This window comes from Enterococcus sp. DIV0546, from assembly GCF_051712785.1.
GTDB lineage: Bacteria > Bacillota > Bacilli > Lactobacillales > Enterococcaceae > Enterococcus > Enterococcus faecalis.
The window spans coordinates 341,457-359,923 of sequence record NZ_JBIOPO010000001.1 but is presented as its reverse complement, the minus strand read 5'-3'; the positions used below and the strand labels follow the sequence as shown (position 1 = coordinate 359,923).

Below are 18,467 nucleotides of genomic sequence, written 5' to 3'. Positions count from 1 at the left end.
CTCTGTAGAACGTTTTAAGCGAAGAAACGAGACAACTAGTCAAACAGACTGCTGTCCCAGCATACAGGAGGAATAACCATGGCAACGTATTATGAAGCAATTAACTGGAACGCCATTGAAGACGTCATTGATAAATCCACTTGGGAAAAATTAACCGAACAATTTTGGTTAGATACACGGATTCCGTTATCCAATGACTTAGATGATTGGCGGACTCTTTCCGATTTAGAAAAAACTACTGTCGGCTACGTTTTCGGCGGTTTAACTTTATTAGATACTGTTCAATCAGAAAGCGGCATGGATCAACTGAGAAATGATGTGCGGACGCCCCATGAAGAAGCCGTCTTAAATAACATCCAATTCATGGAATCTGTCCATGCCAAAAGTTATTCTTCTATCTTCAGTACATTAAATACAAAAAAAGAGATTGATGATATTTTTGAGTGGACAAATACCAACAAACATCTGCAATATAAAGCAGAACGGATTAACGAAATTTATAAAAACGGTACTCCGTTAGAGAAAAAAATTGCTAGTGTATTTTTAGAAACGTTTTTATTCTATTCTGGGTTTTACACTCCTCTTTACTATTTAGGAAACAATAAACTAGCGAACGTCGCTGAAATTATTAAATTGATTATCCGTGATGAATCAGTGCACGGCACGTATATTGGCTATAAATTCCAATTAGGATTTAATGAATTACCAGAAGATGAGCAAGATAAACTAAAAGACTGGATGTATAATTTACTTTACGAATTGTACGAAAACGAAGAACGTTATACAGAAGAATTATATGATGACTTAGGTTGGACCGAAGAAGTAAAAACCTTTTTACGTTACAACGCCAACAAAGCTTTAATGAACTTAGGTATGGATCCCTTATTTGCGGATACAGCCAATGATGTGAACCCGATTGTAATGAATGGTATTTCGACAGGAACTAGCAACCATGACTTCTTCTCCCAAGTAGGAAATGGCTATTTACTAGGAACAGTTGAAGCCATGAAAGATGATGACTATCTTTACGGTTTAGATAAATAGTAAAAAGCTAGAAACGATTAACGTTTCTAGCTTTTTATTTTACCAACTTCCTGAGGCACCGCCACCGCCGAATGAGCCGCCACCGAATGAACCACCACTGCTGCTACCAGAACTACTATGATTAGACGGATTGTATTGTGAGTTTAAATAAGCATACGTCAAAACACTACCATCATAACTATATAAAGTATCTCCTACTAATAAACGCCCAAAAGATTGTTTTTTTGCATTTGGATATATACTTAGTAAAGAACCACGCTTAGTGGCACGTCTTATTTTCCCTTTTGTGGCAAATAACGTTGCTCCATTAAGATATAAACAATAAAAAGAAGTCTTTTTCATCTTATTTAATACTTTCTTTGTCTGTTCTGAGTTATTTGGGACAGCCTTTGTTGGTAAACAATTCAAATAATCTTGATACATTTTTTTAACAAGTGTTCTTGTTCTTAAAATTTGTAAAATATAAACAGCACAAATGAGCATCCCAGCAATACTTGCCATTAAAAGAACATTTCTTTTCGTTGTGTTAGTGTTTAACTCTGTTTGTATATTTGTTAATTCATTATCCACTTGTGCGGTTTTTGAATTGATTACAGCCGATACTTGATCAATAATTTTATTGAGACCTGTATTATAATCCTCGTCTCTAAAAGCCTCTTTTACTTCTTCATTATTAATAATATCATCCGCATAGCTATCCGTTAAAATACTCTCTAAGCCATATCCAACTTCCAAGCGAGACTCGCGATCCTCAATTGCCATTAGAAAAACCACACCATTATTTTTTTCACGATCCCCTACACCTAATTGATTAGCAATCTTATTGCTGTAAGATTCAACAGATTCCCCACTAGGTAACGCAGTAACGGTAATAAGCATAAATTGTGCGCCATTCGCATTTTCCAACAATTGTTGATTCAATTGAAACATTTTCTGTTTAAGTTGATTTGAGACAATACCTGCATTATCTGAAACATAGATATTAGCATCATTAATGTTCAACTGCCCATTCGTTCCAGTAATTGTCACTAATTCATTTTCACCAGTTATTTCTTGTTTAGAAAAGTTATTTATTGTTGTCTGGGTTGACGCTTCAGTCATTTTCCCTGCTAAAATATCGTCTCTCTTTTTTTGTAAGGTATGTTGCTTCTCTCTCAGTGCAGTTTGTTTTGCTTCATAGGAGATTCCCTTTCCTTCATACCAAGCAGCCATTCCTAATATTAAAATCATACTTAAACTAATTACCACAACAATCGCTGTATTCCGCTGATGCTTTTTATAAAACAAACGAACTTTTTCTTGAATTTTTTCGACTTTTTTATCCAACCTTCCTCACTTCTTTCTTTTTAACCCAAATTTTCTACAAATTTTTTATTTAAATTCCACTTGTGGCACTTCTTTTCCCTGCTCTGTCGCAACATAGTTAGTTTTCTTCTCAAATCCTAAAAGTTTTGCAATTATTTTATCAGGGAATTTTGAAATCTGTTGGTTATATGTTTCAACAGCTTGTATATAGTTACGGCGTTCAACAGAAATTCGATTTTCAGATCCTTCTAATTGAGTCATTAAGGTTTTGACATTTTCAGAAGAAGCTAACTTTGGGTAATCTTCATTCAATACTGTAACAAAATTACCTAATCCTTTTTCAATTTGCTCATTTGCTTGCCCTTTTTCAGAAGAAGATTTTGCTCCTGCGTATGCTTTACGTGCTTCCGTTATTTCTTTTAAAACTTCTTTTTCTTGAGTCATACTGCCTTGAACACTACTGACAAGATTCGGAATTAAATCAGCCCGTCTTTGCATTACATTCTCTACTTGTGACCATTCTGCTTCGACTTTATTATCTAAAGTAATCAATTGATTATAAGCTTTCATCACAAATGCACCAATAATCACAACGACAACAACAATAATACTAAGAAATTTATTTTTTTTATTCATCTTACTTATCACCTTTCTTTCTAACTCGTAATACAATCATAACTCTTTTGTAATCTTTTTGAAATATTAAACTTAAAAAATCAGTCCTAGGCCCTAGAAGAAAACCGCCATAAGCATTTTAACTTATAGCGGTTGTCATTAATTATAAATAGATGTTTCTACACATTAATCAATCGTAATTTTGTTACATTATTTGAAACAGATAGATCTTCGATAACATCGGCATACGTTAGGCCTTTAGGCAAATCAATAGTATAGATATTCGTATAGATTTTTGTATCATCCACCCAAGAAACATTGAAATTCACATCATAAATTTCAATATGTTTTTCTTCAAAATACTGATTAATAAATTCTTTGGTTTCTTGTTTATGTTGATAGCGAATTTCTAATTTTTTGATTGTTGGTACGTGAATAATTCGTTTGACAATGGTTAAGGCAAATAATACACCGATAAAACTTGTTAAGGCAATCGTATAGTAGCCCATGCCCACCGCGATCCCTAAACCAGCAACGGTCCATAGTGACGCTGCTGTCGTCAATCCTGTGACACTTTGTTTCGTTACAATGATGGTTCCAGCACCTAAAAAGCCGATTCCACTTACAACTTGTGCGATCAATCTTGCTTGATCTGAACGAATGACCCCCGTCAAAGCCGGATTAGCTAACGCATCTTTCAATGCATTGATTGCAATTTGCGACTGAATTAACGCAATAATAGCCGCGCCCATACAAACTAAAATGTGAGTGCGCATCCCTGCTGGGCGATTCTTATATTGTCTTTCAAAACCAATTGCGCCACCCATCACCATCGCTAGGACTAACCGTAAAATAATTTCTGGAATTGTTAGCTGTAACATCCTTTTCACCTCTTCTTCTATTACTTCCAGTATAACAAAAAAAGAACTTGAAACATAAGGAAATCCTTATGTTTCAAGTTCTTTTTCATCAACGATTATAATTTACTTGCAGCTGCATCATCAATGATTACAACAACATCTTGATGGTTTTGTAATGCACTTGCGGGCATGTCTGTTGTTACTGGTCCGTCAATCATGCCTTTAATGGCCTCTGCTTTTGCTTCGCCATAAGCCATTAAAATCATTTTTTTACCTTTCATGATTGAGCCAATCCCCATAGAAACAGCACGTGTTGGGACATCTTCTACTTTGTCAAAATAACGTTTGTTTGCGTTGATTGTTGATTCAGTCAACTCAACGACATGTGTTAAGCTATCTAGAGGTGTGCCTGGTTCGTTGAAACCAATGTGTCCATTTTGACCAATACCTAAGATTTGGATATCTACTGGATGTGCATCGATAATTTTTTCATATTCTGCGGAAGCAGCATCTAAATCTTCTGCTTTACCATTTGGTACAAATGTTTCTTTAAATGGTTTTTTGTCAAATAAGTGTTTGTTCATGAAATAACGGTAACTTTGCTCATCTTCGCCACCTAAACCAACATATTCATCTAAGTTTACAGAAGTCATTTCTGTAAAGTCAACATCACTTGCTGTCATTTCTTTATATAATGTTTCTGGTGTACTACCTGTTGCTAAGCCTAAAACTTTCGCACCATTGTTCATACCTTCTTTAATTAATTCAAACGCTTTTTTGCCGCCTTCTTCTGCATTTGCTACACGGATAATTTGCATTTTGACACGCTCCTTACGGTTTATTTTGGTATAGTCCAATTATAACACCTTCTGAAAAAAATTTCTAGAATAAAAGAAAAAAACTTCTATTTCCCATCAGAAATAGAAGTTTTCGAGCTTGTTTAACAGATTAATATTGTGGTGCGTTGGGATCCACATACGTATTTGGATCAGCATAAGCGTTTGGATCTGTGTACGCATTTGGGTCAACGTACGTATTCGGATCGTAGGCTCCTTCTGCTGCTTGTTGCGTATTGCCGTTGTATTCTGTTTGTCCGGCTGTGGTGTCCGCTGTGCTACTCGAACTAGTAGAGCTATTGGCACTTGAATCACCAGATTCACCAATCAGTGCAGTATCTGTAACAGCATAGCTAAACTGATTATAAAAGGCTAAATCTTTTTCACGTTCAGAAGCATGTTCTTTTAAACCAAGTTGTTTTCTAAGCGTTGTTTGTGTTTTGTATAAGCTATTTGGATCTAGGACTTGATAATAAATATCATCAATGGTTGCACTGTATCCTTGTAATTGCTCAGATTCAATTGTTTTAAAGGCAGACAAATATTTTGATTGGATGTCCATCATGTCATCCCAAGTTAAGTCTGTTTTTACATTGGCTTCAACAGCATCAAGAATTTTTCGATATTTTGAAACACCATCAAAACTCATGACTTTGCGCACGATTTTCTCAACAACTTCTCGTTGGCGGCGTTGACGACCCACATCTCCTTCAGGATCTTCGTGACGCATCCGCGCATAAGCCAAACCTGTCGTGCCATCTAACTTGATTTTACCTGCTGGAACAGTAATACCGTCCAACGTAAATTCACCAATCGTATTATCTACTTCAATACCGCCTACCGCATCAATCAGGTCTTTTAACCCTTTCATATTGATGGATACATAGTGATGGATGGGAATATCCAGTAATTCTTGGACTGTATTAATCGCCATTTCGGCGCCACCAAATGCATAGGCATGGTTCAATTTGTCTTGTGTGTCATTTCCAACAATATCTGTTAGAATATCTCTATCCAAACTGATCATTGTGGACTTGTTTTCTTTCGGGTTGATGGTTACAACCATTGTAGTATCTGAACGACCTTGTTCTGTTCGGCCTAAATCGCCTGTGTCAATCCCCATTAAAAGAACAGAGAATGGTTCTTGCGCATCAATATTGGCCGTGGCTCCTTTATTGGACTTACGGTTAACTGATTGATAGATCCCATTAATTGTTGAATTGGCATCTGAATACATCTTAATCCCGTAAGCACATACCCCAGCTACTACCACTAGCAAGACGCTCAAGAAGCCCAGTACTACTTTTTTCCATAGTTTCATAAGACACTTCCTCGTTTATCTAAGAATAATTCTTAATTCATGCCCTTTATTTTCTCATAGTTTGCTTATTCAAGCAATATTTTTTATTTTTTGGAACAAGAACTTAACACAATTGTAAAATAAAAGAGCGCTTTATCAAGGAACAATTGTTATTTTTGAGAAAGTGTTTGCAGAAATTCTTGATAATATTTCTGTTCATTCGTTTCAGTGATAGTTATTTTCTCAAATGCACCGTTTAGTAAATCAGTCAGTGATCCTTCAATCAAATGCGTAATCGTGGCATTCCCAATTAATTCCATCCAATAACTGCCATCAGACGTTTCGTGGACGACTGTTTTCACCATACCTCCAGCATTTTTGACGGTTATTTCTTCATAAAAAACACCATCTTTCAATAACGTATAAAGTAAACTACTTGCGCACATAGCTGTCCCACAAGCACTTGTAAAACCTACACCACGTTCATACGTTCGAACAAATAGTTGATTTTTGCCAAGAATTTCAACAAAACTCACATTTATCCCTTCTGGAAAATATGGATTTTCATTATTTACATAGGAAGCGATTCGTTCAAATTCTGGACCATTTAAGGTTTCGTGATCCACAAATGCTACAAGGTGCGGATTAGGCACTGCTACCGCTGTAAAGCGAATGGTTTTAGATAAGGCTGGTACAATTTCATCAATTAATGTTTGGACCCCTAAATGCATTGGGATAGTGACTGCTTCAAAACTTACTGGCGAAATTTCCACTTGGTAAGTCGCTACTTCTTCAGCTAAATTGGGGGCTTGACGTACTTTCAAATCTGCAAACATTGTTTCAACTGTAAATGATTTTTCTTGGTTTTTTTCAGCTAAATAACGGGCAACCGTACGCAAGCCGTTCCCGCACATGCTTGCTTCACTACCATCGCTGTTAATCACTCGCATTCTAGCATTGGACGTGCCATGAGTCCCTTCTCCTACCAAAAGTAACCCATCAGCTCCCGCCAATAATCCTGTTTCCCGCGAACATAACTGGATGCGCAACTGCTCAATTTCCTCAGCGGTTAAAGAACGCTCAAACTGTGTCTCATCCAATAAAAAGAAATCATTTTCTGACCCGTGTACTTTTTGCATCATAACATTCATTTTTTTAGCTCCTTCTTTATGTATCCGTTATCTTTCCCTACTTACTTTAGTATGCCATAAACGAACAACTATTTCGACCCTGGATTTGTAAAAGGAAAGAGTCAAATGACAGCCGTCATTTGACTCTTTCCTTCACAATTGGCAAACTTATTTTGCTGCAGCAAAAAGTTCGTTTACTTTATCCCAGTTAACAACGTTCCAGAATGCTTCAATGTAATCTGGACGAACGTTTTTATATTTTAAGTAATACGCATGTTCCCAAACGTCAAGACCTAAAACAGGTGTTTGGCCATCCATTAATGGTGAATCTTGGTTTGGTGTTGAAGTGATTTCTAATTTACCGTTATTCACAACTAACCAAGCCCAACCTGAACCAAAGCGGCCAGTTGCAGCTGTTTTGAAAGCAGCTTTCATTTCATCAAAGCTACCAAATGTTTCATCGATTGCTTCTTTAATAGCGCCAGTTGGTTGTCCACCAGCATTTGGTGCCATAATTTCCCAGAAGAATGTATGGTTTGCGTGACCGCCACCATTGTTACGAACGGCTGTGCGGATATCTTCAGGAATAGCATTCATATCTGAAATTAGGTCTTCTACAGATTTTTCGCCTAATTCTGGATGTTTTTCAATTGCTGCGTTTAAGTTAGTCACATAAGTGTTGTGGTGTTTATCATGGTGTAAGTGCATTGTTTCCACGTCAATGTAAGGTTCTAATGCATCATAAGCATATGGTAATTCTAGTAATGTGTAAGTCATTTTTTAAATCCCCCTATTTTTTAGTATGTAACATACGTCTTTCATACAACTATTATGATAACAGAGTGAACCGCTTTCTACAAAATAGTTTGCTTGCCAAAAGAAAAGTTTTACAAAAGAGGGAGATTACCTTGTGTTTCCCTCATAAATTCGCTAGAATGACCTGTAGAAGAATGATGTGAGGAGTAAATAAATGAATACATTGCAATTATTTAAGCAGGCCTTTTTTTCAGTTTCAGAATTACGGCATGCGAAAAAAATGGCGTTTTGGAAAGTAATTCTCTATGCTGTTTTTTTAAGTGCTATTTTAGCACTACCTATTACCAAACAAGTCTTTTCTGTGCTACAAGAGGTGCAACAAGATGGCCAAAAAATTGCAGAAAAGTTGCCTGACTTTTCTATTGAAAATGGCACGTTGCAAACAAAGGCCAAAGAATCTGGTTTTATTTATCAAACCGACTCGATTATTTTTACGTTTGATCCAGATGGAAAGCGTACAGCTGCTGATGTCCAAAAGGATTTAATTGGTAATGCGTTTGGTTTAGCTTTTTTACAAGATGAATTTGTAGTCGCCTTACCAAATTCAGGAGCAACTGAATCAATTCTAGGCACCGACCAATTTATCTTCCCCTATAGTAAAGGAACCTTAGATGGCGTTAATGCTCAGAGTATCAAGACTGCGCTAAGTGAAGCAGCGATCCCCTGGTGGACAAAACTCATTGTCTTTTTAGTGGCTATCTACCCTGTTCTAATCGGTTTAGTTTTAGACTTACTGATTGCCGCTATCGGTGCATCTCTCTATTCAAAATTACGTTTTTATTCTTTACGTTTGATTGATTGTTTAAAAATTATTACGTATTGTGCTACCGTGCCAGTTATCTTAAGTGCTATTTTAAACTTCGTAAATCCGATGTTTAACGATGGCATCCTAGTTATTTTACTAAGTCTGTTCTTTTTCTTTGTCACAACCAAAAACGAACCACGGAATATCCCTGGTTCTTAAAAAAAGAGCCTGGGACAAAAATCACTTTGGATTTTTGTTCCAGGCTCAAAACCTGATAAACGGCGGGAACAGAACCAACTCCTTCGGAAATAAGCCGAAATTCTCCAAAAATTAAAAAGCAATTTTCGGAAATTCCTTCTTATTTCTCGGAGCTAAACGGTTCCGTCCCGACCTCTTTCTATTCTTCAAATTCTTCTTCATCTGTTAATTCAGGTAAGTCAATCGTGGTCACCGCAGATTGGCCAATTTGCGTTAAATATGCAGCTAATTCATCCACATTTTCCACAGGTGACACGGCTGCTTCAATTGCCATTGCTAAATTAAGTCCAGCGACTACTCGCAATTGCGGATAAGTGCCCATGGCCATCATAGTCACATTACAAGGTGTTCCTCCTTTTAAATCAGCTAATACAAGCGTCGGGACATTGCCAGCTTCTTTTAAGATTGCTGCCAGTTTTGCTTGCGTGCCGCTCAAGCCATCTTCTGCGGTCATTGACACAATCGCAGCATCTGCTAATTCCCCGACAATCATTTGAGTAGAAGCTAAGGTTTCTTCTGCCATCCGTCCATGGCTCATTAAAATTAATTTTGGTTTCATCATATCCTCCTAAAAATACTGCTGATAAATTTTTGTTCGCGCTTTCAGAAAGCCACGTTCTTCACGAGTGGGATGAATCCGATTCGTCAACAAAATTAGGGCTTCTTTGGTCTCTTTTTTCATACCAATCGCCGTTCCAGTAAAGCCAGTATGATACAAATAGTCTGCCCCTGCTTGCGCCTTTTTCACTTCCCAACCAAATGTACGGCCCCCTTGATTCATAGACCAGAGAGCAGTGAACATTTTTTCAGAAAATAATGGTTTGCCAGACGGGTAGCGATTGTTCATAAAACACTGAACAAAAGTGAGTAAATCTGGTAAAGTTGCAAATAAACCTGCACTGCCAATTGGCGCTTTCAGTTGATAGGCTTTCGAATCGTGGACCACCCCCTGAATAACGCCGCGTTGTTTTGTAATCTCTGTGGGCACTGCCTGGGCAAAATCGCTGACTGTAAAACTTGTATGCTGTAGGTTCATTGGTTGAAATAAGTATGTTTGAAAGCTCTCTTCTAATGAGCAGCGATCCAATACTTGAATAATTTCTCCCAATAAGTAATACCCTAAATCAGAATAAGTGGTTTTCCCTCGTTCAGATAACGAATGCGTTAAAATGATTTCTTGCAAGCTTTTTTTTGTGACATTTTTCTTATTGACAACATCAGCTGGCAGTCCGCTCTGATGCAGTAGAAGCTCCCCAATCGAACAAGATAGTCCTTGATAATCAGGCAGGATTTCCCCCACAGTGGTTGAAAAAGCAAGCTGATTTGTATCGATTAATTGTAACATTCGATTTGTTGTCCCAATAACTTTCGTTAAGGACGCTAAATCATACAGGCTAGCTGATGAAATCTTTTGTCTTGCAAATGGACCAGTATTACCTAAAAAGCCCGTATACTGTTCTGATAAGCTATCTTCTGTGATCGTCCCCCAAGCGACACCCGGAACGACTTGCTGATTAATCAGTCTCTGAATTGTTTCTTGAATTGCGATTTGATTCATTGTTCACCACTTCTATGCTAAAACTTCTGAAATCCGTCCGTCATGTTCTGCTAATAGTTGTTTGGCTTTTTGAAAATCAACGTGGGCTTTCGCCATTACAATGGCTGGTGCCACTTCTAGCTGTGCTGCCTCCAAGTATTCTTTGGCTTGCGATTCCTCGATTTCTGCTGCTTCTTTAATGATATTCGTGGCACGTTGAATTAATTTTTCGTTCGTTGGTTGTACGTTGACCATCAAATTTTGATAGATATTCCCTACTTTAACCATAATCCCTGTTGAAAACATATTTAACACCATTTTCTGTGCTGAACCCGCTTTCATTCTAGTTGATCCTGTAATGACTTCCGGTCCTACAATTGGCGCAATCCCAATTTCCGCCAATTGATTCATCGGACTTTGATTATTACAGGTAACTGAAATGGTTAGAGCGCCCACTTTTTTTCCGTATTCAATTGCGGAAACAGCATATGGTGTCCGACCACTAGCAGCAATCGCAATTACGACATCTCGGGCGGTCAATTGATGTTGCGTTAAATCTTCGATAGCTAATTCTTTCGAGTCTTCAGCGCCTTCAATTGCTTGATACATTGCTTTTTCACCACCAGCTAAAATACCAAATGCGCGTTCTGGCGACACACTATATGTGGGCGTTAATTCAATCGCATCCAAAGCACCTAAACGTCCAGACGTTCCTGCACCACAATAGATTAAACGGCCCCCTTTTTTAAATCGTTCTGCCGCTGCATCAATTGCTGCAGCGATCTGCGGAAGCACCTTTTCAATTGCTTGTGCTACCTTTTGGTCTTCTTGATTTATTAAAGTCACCATCTCTAATGTTGACACTTGGTCAATCTTTTTAGTCGCTTCATTTCTGGCTTCTGTCGTTAATCCTTCTAAGTTCATTTGCTTGCACACCCCTACTTCTCTTTTAGACGGCTGACAAGTTGACTCGTTTCAATCATATTGCGTTCAATTTCTGTGTCTAAATCATCTTGAATTGAACCTAAATACAGAACATCGCCAATTGCCATTGACGAAGCAATCGATGAAATAGCCCCAACTCGAATGAGGTGCTCATTATTGGGGACTAAAAGAACTTCATCGCTCAATGATCGCACGTTTTCTCCATCGTTACTGGTAATAAAAATAACCGTTGCACCTCTATTTTTGGCAATTTCACAGGCGATTAAGGCTTCTTTTGTCAAACCACTATAGGAGACCGTGATCAAAATGTCTTGTGCCGTTGCATAATTTAAAAACTCCAACATCATGTGACTATCATAATTAAAAATTGCTTGGCGACCAGCGCGGTTAAACTTGTGATAAAGATTATAAGTCGTTAAAGAAGAGGCACCAATTCCAACCAAATGAATTTTTTCCGCTTTTTTAACATGCGCGATTGCTCGTTCCAAGGCTTGTTTATCCACTGTATAAAATAAATCCTCAATCGTAGCATTTAATAAAGATTCTACTTTCATACAAATAGTATCCACCGAATCATCCGCCGCTACAATTGGATCAATATCTTTTTTACCGTTACTGGCAGCTTGTACCGCTGCAATGGATAGTTTTAACTCTTCCCAGCTGTCAAACCCTAATTGTTTAGAAAAACGGGTAACTGATGCTGGAGAAGTTTCGCTATTGCTAGCAATTTCGTTTGCTGTTAATGAGAGAAGACGGGTCGGATCCTTCAGTATATAGTCTGCGATTCTCTTATTTACTTTGGAAAAGTCCTTATATTTTTGTCTGATTGAACGGATTGGCTCCATCTTCTCATCTCCATTTCTATTTTATGAAAGTTAAAATTGCTTCGTTTGGTTCAGAAGGGATCATCTGTGCGGTAATAGTCACCCCATTATCTGTTAAACGACGAACGGTTTGAATATCTTCATCGGTTAATGCAACAGATTTTTTAATTACACGACTGCCTTCTTTTTGAGAAATATTGCCGACATTGAAGCTCTGTAATGGGACACCGCCATCAATTAAAGCCGCCATATCTGCAATGTCTTTCGTAATTAAAAAGACTTTTTCTTCATCATAATTGCCTGCTAAAATTTTTTCAATCGCTTTACGTTTTGATAAAATGGATAATTTAACTCCTGCAGGCTTAGCCATTTTTAAGGCACCAATTTGTAATTGATCTTTGACAGCGGCATCATTTACTACCATGATTCTTTGTGCTCCAACCGTATTCGTCCAAACGGTTGCAACTTGTCCGTGAATTAAACGCTCATCTACTCTTGCATGTACAATTGTCATAATAAATCTCTCCTATTATATACTATTTTTTTAAAATAAACCGCCAACCCAAGCCAACATTGGTTGTAAATTGCCTAAAACCATGCCAATTAAAATTAAAACAAAGATTAGCCGTGTTGAATTCATTTTCTTTTTCCCTAGTAACCAATAGGATAAAAGAACAATCCCTAAAGGAATTAATGCGGGTAAAATTTTATCCAACATTTCTTGAACAGATAATGTTACATCTCCCATTTTATAAGTTAAATCTAATTTGTAAGTAATTACCGAAGGAATCAAACCGCCGACCACCGTTAACCCTAAAATAGCTGCACCTTGCGTAAACAATTTCATTTTATCCGCAAATTCTGTCGCAATTTTTTTCCCTTGATGGTAACCAATCCAAGTGAATTTATAGCGAACCCATAGGACCACTGCTCCGGCAATTAACGGGATCAGTAACCCAACAACCTGGCCCCCTTGCGCCATGTAAGCTGCAATCGAAAAAACAATCGCACGATAAATCGCGATAAAAATGGTATCACCAACACCAGCAAACGGACCCATTAGACCTGTTTTCAAACCAGTAATGGCCGTTTCATCTTCAATGCCAACTTCTTCTTCCAAAGCCATATCAGCTCCGACAATTAAATGCGACATGGCTGGCGTTGTATTCATAAAGCCAAGATGTGTCTTCAAGGCTTTCTTCATAGCTACTGGATCTTCACTGTATAGTCGCTTTAATGCAGGCATCATCACCCAAGCGTAACCAAGTCCTTGCATTTTTTCATAGTTCCAGCCCCACTGATAGCCAAAAAGATTACGGACGTAAACTTTATTAATATCCTTTTTTGTTAATTTGTTAGTCATCAATCTCAACCTCCTCATCATCTTCGTAAATAACCGTGCCACTTGTTGTAGCTGCGCCGCCTTTGTTATGATTCATCACATAAATCGCTGCTAAAGCCAAGCCAACCAGTGCGACACCTAAAACTGAGAAGAATTGGGCCCCATAAGCAAGTAACACGAACCCAATAATAAAATAGGGCCAGTATGTTTTAATTGGCAAGTAACGCATTAAAATAGCAATCCCCATCGCTGGTAAAATAGCACCTGCTGCTTTTAACCCATTCATCACCCAAATAGGAATCCAATTATTGATAGCGTTTACAACTTGTTCACCAAAAGCTAGGCCAATAAAAACTGGGATGACACGAGAAATCGTCCAAGGAAAAATTCCTAAAACATTGCAACGCTCGACCCCTTTATAATTTCCTTCTTCCGCATAGCGATCTGCTTTGTGTTGGAAAAACGTATTAGCCATTCTGCCTAAAATATCTAGTTGTGTTAATAATAACCCAATCGGAACCGCAACTCCGATACCATACTCTGCCCCTTTCCCTGAAATGATTGCATAAGCCGTTCCCATAATGGCCCCCGAAAGAAAGTCTGGGACTGTTGCTCCTCCATAAGTCGCTACGCCTAATGTCATCAATTGAAGCGTTGCCCCAATCATCAAACCTGTTTGAACATCTCCTAAGACTAGGCCAGTAAACGTTGCAGCAAACAATGGTGTATATGGACCAATCTGAATAGAAATTTGGTCAAGTACACCAACAACTGTGTAAAGACATAAAATCAAAATAATACCAATCGATACTGTCATGCTTTCTCATCCTCCTTGAATGCGTTTTCTTTTTTGTATTTGTAGAATACCATTAAAGAAATGTCATTTCAAGTTCTTTTTAAAAATATTTTCAAATGAAATTACATTTCTTATATAATTTTTATGCTATACTAAAAGAAAACGGTTTAGGAGTGATTATGTGCGGGTTTTGCTGATTTATTTCATAACTATTTTTCTATCCAATACAGTTGGGGCGCTCTCTGGGATGGGTGGAGGTGTCATTATTAAGCCTGTTTTGGATTTTCTTGGGTTCCATTCGTTAAATAGTATTGCGTTCTATTCAAGTGTCGCTGTTTTTGTCATGTCCATTTCTTCGACTTATAAACAGTATCAAAATGGTGTCCAAATTGAATGGAAAAAAGCCGCGAGTATTTCGTTTGGTTCCTTAGTCGGCGGCATGTTAGGTGATTTACTTCTTAATCAGGCGATTGCACTAGCGCCAAATGAAGAAAAAGTACAGCTAATCCAATATATCATCATGTTGCTGACCTTGGTTTTGGTTCTTCTCTACAATCAATTTTCCAACTGGCACTTACACCTCAACGGATTGAGCATTTTTCTGATTGTCGGATTAGGCTTAGGGATTCTATCAACCTTTTTAGGCATCGGTGGCGGTCCCATTAATGTAGCTTGCCTTATTCTCTTTTTTGGAATGGATATCAAATCAGCAACTGTCTATTCCATCATTACTATTTTTTTCTCCCAACTCGCCAAACTTGGCAATATCGGCTTGACCACAGGGTTTGCGGTTTTTGATTTGACAATGCTTTGGGCTATTATTCCTGCCGCTTTATTCGGTGGTTATGTCGGCGGTCTTTTCAGTAAAAAATTATCCCAACAACGGGTCGCCCAAATTTATAGTTTAGTTGTTTTTTTAGTTATTTTGTTAAATATGTATAATTTGTGGACTGTTATCTAAAAAAGAAGCGCTTTGTCTATACGACAAAGCGCTTCTTTTTTTAATTAAATCACTGTTAATTTAACGTCTATATTATTTCTTGTTGCTTTAGAATATGGGCAAATTTCGTGGGCTTTTTTAACAAGTTCTTCTGCTTTAGCTTGATCTACCCCATCAATATGAACTTCTAATTCAGCACCAACGCTAAACCCATCTTCTCCTTGGAATAAGGATACACGTGCGGTTACTGTACTTTTACCTTCGACTTTTTCTTGATCCATCACTAATTCTAATGCACCGTTAAAGCAAGCACTGTAAGCCGCTGCGAATAATTGTTCTGGATTTGTTGTATTTTCTTTCTTGACACCTGGCGAAGCAACCGCATAAGAAAATGATTTATCCGGTGAGTGAACTTCTCCTGCACGTCCACCCGTATTAATGATAGTTGTTTCATAGATTTTTTTCATGTAAATTCCTCTCCTTTGTAAAGTTTTACACTTCTGAGAACTTTTTACTTACATAATTATTGTAGGAAACTTTGCCAGATACAGCAAACGTTGTGCTTGTGAATAATTAAAAATAACATTTAACGTTGTATTTTTGACGTAGAAAAAGAATCCATTCTATGATAGGATAAAGTGAACTTGTACATTTGTACACAAACTATTTTACAAAGGAGACTTTCCCTTGACACACTTACTTGATTATCAACCATTAAACCTCTACACAAACTATCAAGAAGCCGCAGAAAAAACACCAACTGTTCCAATTATTTTTGATGAATCTTTGCCTGCTTTTCCTGCACTTGGCTTAGAAACAACTTATGGTGAAAGCCATCAAGAAATTTTGAAACGGGCATATCAATTAGCCGCTTTAGGTGTAAAAAAAGGCGACAAAATTATTATTTATAAAAGTCCTAAATTCGACACGTATTTACTAGCTGTTGCAGCCTCATATCTAGCAGCCGTTCCTGTAATGGTTTCATACCATTTACCTTTTGAAACAATTGAAGTATTCGTTGATCGTTTAGAAGATCCTTATATTTTATTTGATGATGTGACTGCTGAAAAAGTTCAAGCTGTTCGTAACAGCTCTGCCAATAAAAAACTTTCGGTTGCTTCTCTTTTAGAAGCTGATGCCACGGAAGTTCCTCAAGACGAACTGACTAAAGACGAAATTGCCTACATGACTCACACCTCTGGAACAACAGGTATTCCTAAACTTATCTGTCATTCCAATCACTCTATGGGTTGGCGTACAAAATGGCAAAAAACCATTTTTACAAAAATTGCTGAAAAGAAATTAGTTGGCTTTCATATTTCGCCAGTTCATTCTCGTTTTAACATTGGCGTGTCTTCTTTAATGGCCATGGGCTTCCCTATGATGCCTTTAGCAAATGCTTCGAGCGAAAAAGTCGCTGAAATGTTCAGCACCTATCAACCAATCGCTGTAGAAACACACCCCAATAACTTCGTTCAATGGGTTCGTTTGGCCAAAGAAAAACCTGAAGCCTTCGCTAGTGTCCATTATTATCATTCTACTTTTGATGCAATTAACAACGCTACAATGGTGGCTTTCTTAAAAGCATCTGCTGCCAATGAACCAATTTTCCTACAAGTTTATGGACAAAGTGAATGCGGGCCAATGATCTTACGAGCGCATACTTTAGAATCCCTAAAAGATTCAGACGCTCGTGACATGGGTGTTGGTTTAGAGGATTTAACACAAGCTCGAATTACCGATGAAAAAGGACAAGTTTTACCTGCGATGACGGACGGCCATATCCAATTCTTATCCAAAGGACGGGCCTTAACATATTACAAAGAAGATGCCCGCTTTGCAGAAAATGTCTACGGCGAATGGTGGGACAGCGGCGATTACGGGATGTTAGATGAACGCGGCCACTTATTCTTGAAAGATCGCCAAGTAGATCTAATTGAAAACATCGACAGTAATTTAGCTATTGAAGATCATTTATTGGATGCATTAGATTTCTTAGAAGAAGTGATTATTGTCCGTGGCAAAGAAAATGAACCACAGCCAATTTTAGCGGTTGTCCCTGGGGAAGAAATGGATTGGGACGCTTGGTGGACACAAGTAGCCGATTTACCACATTTAAACGAACCTATCATTATGGCTTTTGATGAAATCCCTCACACAGCTACTATGAAAGTGCAACGTTTACAACTAGAAAAATGGTTAAAAGAACAATAAAATAAGGTTCTTTGTTAAACAATGTTGGTCAAAAGAACGTTTAGACCAGCGTTGGAGAAAGTGGAACAGAAAGCTAAAAAGTTAACTCGTTGTAGGTTATCTTAAGTTTTAAAAAGAGGGGCAGTCGTCGTTTTGACGGCTGCTCCTCTTTCTTTTGCCTACCGTTAATTAAATCCTTTTTGTGAAGAGCTTGACATGGGATGGTTCCCACAAATTATACTTAGCTTATTCAAAGAATGGAGTGAGCAAGTATGAAAATTTTAATTAAACAAGATTTCGACGCGATGAGCGAATGGGCAAAAATGTTACTTCTAAGCACGATGAGCCAAGATAAACGAGTGAATTTATCAATTACCGCTGGCAAAACGCCAACACTTGTTTACCAAAAATTAGCCTCGATTGTGAAAAATTCATCTGACTTTTATAATGTTCATTATTATAACTTTGATGAAATCCCCGTTCCTCATCAAAAGGAAGGCATTACTCTGACAGATTTGCGGACGCTGTATTTGACACCTGCAGAAATATCCGAGCAAAACATCCATCCATTAACTGTTGAAAACTTTCAACAACAAGAACAACGGATTGCTGACGCAGGCGGCTTAGATTTGATGTTAATTGGCTTAGGAGCAGATGGTCATTTTTGTGGGAACATGCCCACTACCACTCATTTTAAAAATGAAACCTATCAAGTGACCGTCACTGGTTCAGAGCCTTGGTTTGTTCCTGAAATGATGCAGCCAGGCATGACCTTTGTTACGATGGGGCCAGCCAGCATCATGAAAGTTAAGCACCTTGTCCTAATTGTAAATGGTGAACAAAAAGCTCAAATGGTCAAACAAGTACTCCAAGGACCTGTCACAGAAACGTATCCTGCCTCTATTCTTCAACTCCATCCAAATTTAACGGTTCTCTTGGATGAAGCCGCAGCAAGTCAATTAGAAAAATAAAAAATTGCGC

At 37.8% G+C, this 18,467-nt stretch carries 20 protein-coding genes; 5 read left to right on the top strand and 15 right to left on the bottom strand.

Annotated features, from left to right (window positions below; all coding sequences use genetic code 11):
• Window positions 1-78 precede the first annotated feature (78 nt).
• Window positions 79-1,044, top strand: a complete 966-nt coding sequence (gene nrdF, locus IGJ24_RS01815) for a class 1b ribonucleoside-diphosphate reductase subunit beta (protein WP_002355357.1) — start codon at window positions 79-81, stop codon at window positions 1,042-1,044.
• 39 nt (window positions 1,045-1,083) lie between these two features.
• Here the strand turns inward: nrdF and IGJ24_RS01810 are convergent, their stop codons facing one another.
• The 7 genes from IGJ24_RS01810 to IGJ24_RS01780 form a co-directional block, all read right to left on the bottom strand.
• Window positions 1,084-2,370 carry a TPM domain-containing protein gene (locus IGJ24_RS01810; RefSeq protein ID WP_289865498.1) on the bottom strand — a complete coding sequence of 429 codons (1,287 nt, stop codon included), beginning with the start codon at window positions 2,368-2,370 and terminating at the stop codon, window positions 1,084-1,086.
• A gap of 45 nt (window positions 2,371-2,415) precedes the next feature.
• Window positions 2,416-2,985, bottom strand: a complete 570-nt coding sequence (locus tag IGJ24_RS01805) for a LemA family protein (RefSeq protein ID WP_002386098.1) — start codon at window positions 2,983-2,985, stop codon at window positions 2,416-2,418.
• Between the two features lie 158 nt (window positions 2,986-3,143).
• Entirely contained in the window at window positions 3,144-3,845 is a 702-nt protein-coding gene (locus tag IGJ24_RS01800; protein WP_002355354.1) for an MgtC/SapB family protein, read from the bottom strand.
• A gap of 95 nt (window positions 3,846-3,940) precedes the next feature.
• Window positions 3,941-4,642 (bottom strand): glucosamine-6-phosphate deaminase, encoded by a 702-nt coding sequence (nagB, locus tag IGJ24_RS01795; RefSeq protein ID WP_002355352.1) that lies wholly within the window; start codon window positions 4,640-4,642, stop codon window positions 3,941-3,943.
• 130 nt (window positions 4,643-4,772) lie between these two features.
• Window positions 4,773-5,981 carry an LCP family glycopolymer transferase gene (locus tag IGJ24_RS01790; RefSeq protein ID WP_289865497.1) on the bottom strand — a complete coding sequence of 403 codons (1,209 nt, stop codon included), beginning with the start codon at window positions 5,979-5,981 and terminating at the stop codon, window positions 4,773-4,775.
• Between the two features lie 149 nt (window positions 5,982-6,130).
• Complete coding sequence (gene dapF / locus IGJ24_RS01785) at window positions 6,131-7,111, bottom strand: diaminopimelate epimerase (RefSeq protein WP_129193907.1); 981 nt, start codon at window positions 7,109-7,111, stop codon at window positions 6,131-6,133.
• Between the two features lie 147 nt (window positions 7,112-7,258).
• Window positions 7,259-7,867, bottom strand: coding sequence for a superoxide dismutase (locus IGJ24_RS01780; protein ID WP_289865495.1), 609 nt, complete (start codon window positions 7,865-7,867; stop codon window positions 7,259-7,261).
• A gap of 193 nt (window positions 7,868-8,060) precedes the next feature.
• Here IGJ24_RS01780 and IGJ24_RS01775 point away from each other — a divergent pair, with 193 nt between their 5' ends.
• Window positions 8,061-8,870 carry a DUF1189 domain-containing protein gene (locus IGJ24_RS01775; protein WP_002355344.1) on the top strand — a complete coding sequence of 270 codons (810 nt, stop codon included), beginning with the start codon at window positions 8,061-8,063 and terminating at the stop codon, window positions 8,868-8,870.
• A 178-nt stretch (window positions 8,871-9,048) separates the two neighbouring features.
• Here IGJ24_RS01775 and IGJ24_RS01770 read toward each other — a convergent pair whose 3' ends face one another.
• From IGJ24_RS01770 to IGJ24_RS01740, 7 genes are read right to left on the bottom strand one after another with little or no spacing between them, the layout of a single operon-like run.
• On the bottom strand, window positions 9,049-9,468 hold the full coding sequence (locus tag IGJ24_RS01770) for a PTS sugar transporter subunit IIA (RefSeq protein WP_289865494.1): 420 nt from the start codon (window positions 9,466-9,468) through the stop codon (window positions 9,049-9,051).
• Between the two features lie 9 nt (window positions 9,469-9,477).
• A complete protein-coding gene (locus IGJ24_RS01765) occupies window positions 9,478-10,467 on the bottom strand; it encodes a serine hydrolase domain-containing protein (protein ID WP_129193906.1) in 990 nt (329 codons plus the stop codon).
• Window positions 10,468-10,479: 12 nt separating this feature from the next.
• On the bottom strand, window positions 10,480-11,370 hold the full coding sequence (murQ, locus tag IGJ24_RS01760; RefSeq protein ID WP_002355340.1) for an N-acetylmuramic acid 6-phosphate etherase: 891 nt from the start codon (window positions 11,368-11,370) through the stop codon (window positions 10,480-10,482).
• Between the two features lie 14 nt (window positions 11,371-11,384).
• Window positions 11,385-12,236: a MurR/RpiR family transcriptional regulator gene (locus tag IGJ24_RS01755; RefSeq protein ID WP_002355339.1), complete on the bottom strand. Its 852-nt coding sequence runs from the start codon at window positions 12,234-12,236 to the stop codon at window positions 11,385-11,387.
• A gap of 16 nt (window positions 12,237-12,252) precedes the next feature.
• Window positions 12,253-12,729 (bottom strand): PTS system mannose/fructose/N-acetylgalactosamine-transporter subunit IIB, encoded by a 477-nt coding sequence (locus tag IGJ24_RS01750; RefSeq protein ID WP_002395405.1) that lies wholly within the window; start codon window positions 12,727-12,729, stop codon window positions 12,253-12,255.
• 30 nt (window positions 12,730-12,759) lie between these two features.
• Window positions 12,760-13,578 (bottom strand): PTS system mannose/fructose/sorbose family transporter subunit IID, encoded by an 819-nt coding sequence (locus tag IGJ24_RS01745; RefSeq protein WP_002355336.1) that lies wholly within the window; start codon window positions 13,576-13,578, stop codon window positions 12,760-12,762.
• Window positions 13,571-14,374, bottom strand: coding sequence for a PTS mannose/fructose/sorbose/N-acetylgalactosamine transporter subunit IIC (locus IGJ24_RS01740; RefSeq protein WP_002358431.1), 804 nt, complete (start codon window positions 14,372-14,374; stop codon window positions 13,571-13,573). The genes IGJ24_RS01745 and IGJ24_RS01740 overlap by 8 nt, the downstream gene beginning before the upstream one ends.
• 169 nt (window positions 14,375-14,543) lie before the next feature.
• On the opposite strand from IGJ24_RS01740, the gene IGJ24_RS01735 reads away from it, so the two are divergent.
• Entirely contained in the window at window positions 14,544-15,314 is a 771-nt protein-coding gene (locus tag IGJ24_RS01735; protein ID WP_225581367.1) for a sulfite exporter TauE/SafE family protein, read from the top strand.
• Between the two features lie 44 nt (window positions 15,315-15,358).
• On the opposite strand, the gene IGJ24_RS01730 is transcribed toward IGJ24_RS01735, so the two are convergent.
• Window positions 15,359-15,760 carry an organic hydroperoxide resistance protein gene (locus IGJ24_RS01730; RefSeq protein ID WP_002355332.1) on the bottom strand — a complete coding sequence of 134 codons (402 nt, stop codon included), beginning with the start codon at window positions 15,758-15,760 and terminating at the stop codon, window positions 15,359-15,361.
• Between the two features lie 220 nt (window positions 15,761-15,980).
• Here IGJ24_RS01730 and IGJ24_RS01725 point away from each other — a divergent pair, with 220 nt between their 5' ends.
• Window positions 15,981-17,507, top strand: coding sequence for an AMP-binding protein (locus tag IGJ24_RS01725; protein ID WP_002361196.1), 1,527 nt, complete (start codon window positions 15,981-15,983; stop codon window positions 17,505-17,507).
• A 251-nt stretch (window positions 17,508-17,758) separates the two neighbouring features.
• A complete protein-coding gene (locus IGJ24_RS01720; RefSeq protein ID WP_174090817.1) occupies window positions 17,759-18,457 on the top strand; it encodes a glucosamine-6-phosphate deaminase in 699 nt (232 codons plus the stop codon).
• The last annotated feature ends 10 nt before the right edge of the window (window positions 18,458-18,467 follow it).

Excerpts from the sequence above, each read along its gene's own strand:
- nrdF (WP_002355357.1), top strand. The coding sequence starts at position 79 with ATGGCAACGTATTATGAAGCAATTAACTGGAACGCCATTGAAGACGTC.
- IGJ24_RS01805 (WP_002386098.1), bottom strand. The coding sequence starts at position 2,985 with ATGAATAAAAAAAATAAATTTCTTAGTATTATTGTTGTTGTCGTTGTG.
- IGJ24_RS01800 (WP_002355354.1), bottom strand. The coding sequence starts at position 3,845 with ATGTTACAGCTAACAATTCCAGAAATTATTTTACGGTTAGTCCTAGCG.
- nagB (WP_002355352.1), bottom strand. The coding sequence starts at position 4,642 with ATGCAAATTATCCGTGTAGCAAATGCAGAAGAAGGCGGCAAAAAAGCG.
- IGJ24_RS01790 (WP_289865497.1), bottom strand. The coding sequence starts at position 5,981 with ATGAAACTATGGAAAAAAGTAGTACTGGGCTTCTTGAGCGTCTTGCTA.
- dapF (WP_129193907.1), bottom strand. The coding sequence starts at position 7,111 with ATGAATGTTATGATGCAAAAAGTACACGGGTCAGAAAATGATTTCTTT.
- IGJ24_RS01780 (WP_289865495.1), bottom strand. The coding sequence starts at position 7,867 with ATGACTTACACATTACTAGAATTACCATATGCTTATGATGCATTAGAA.
- IGJ24_RS01775 (WP_002355344.1), top strand. The coding sequence starts at position 8,061 with ATGAATACATTGCAATTATTTAAGCAGGCCTTTTTTTCAGTTTCAGAA.
- IGJ24_RS01770 (WP_289865494.1), bottom strand. The coding sequence starts at position 9,468 with ATGAAACCAAAATTAATTTTAATGAGCCATGGACGGATGGCAGAAGAA.
- IGJ24_RS01765 (WP_129193906.1), bottom strand. The coding sequence starts at position 10,467 with ATGAATCAAATCGCAATTCAAGAAACAATTCAGAGACTGATTAATCAG.
- murQ (WP_002355340.1), bottom strand. The coding sequence starts at position 11,370 with ATGAACTTAGAAGGATTAACGACAGAAGCCAGAAATGAAGCGACTAAA.
- IGJ24_RS01755 (WP_002355339.1), bottom strand. The coding sequence starts at position 12,236 with ATGGAGCCAATCCGTTCAATCAGACAAAAATATAAGGACTTTTCCAAA.
- IGJ24_RS01750 (WP_002395405.1), bottom strand. The coding sequence starts at position 12,729 with ATGACAATTGTACATGCAAGAGTAGATGAGCGTTTAATTCACGGACAA.
- IGJ24_RS01745 (WP_002355336.1), bottom strand. The coding sequence starts at position 13,578 with ATGACTAACAAATTAACAAAAAAGGATATTAATAAAGTTTACGTCCGT.
- IGJ24_RS01740 (WP_002358431.1), bottom strand. The coding sequence starts at position 14,374 with ATGACAGTATCGATTGGTATTATTTTGATTTTATGTCTTTACACAGTT.
- IGJ24_RS01730 (WP_002355332.1), bottom strand. The coding sequence starts at position 15,760 with ATGAAAAAAATCTATGAAACAACTATCATTAATACGGGTGGACGTGCA.
- IGJ24_RS01720 (WP_174090817.1), top strand. The coding sequence starts at position 17,759 with ATGAAAATTTTAATTAAACAAGATTTCGACGCGATGAGCGAATGGGCA.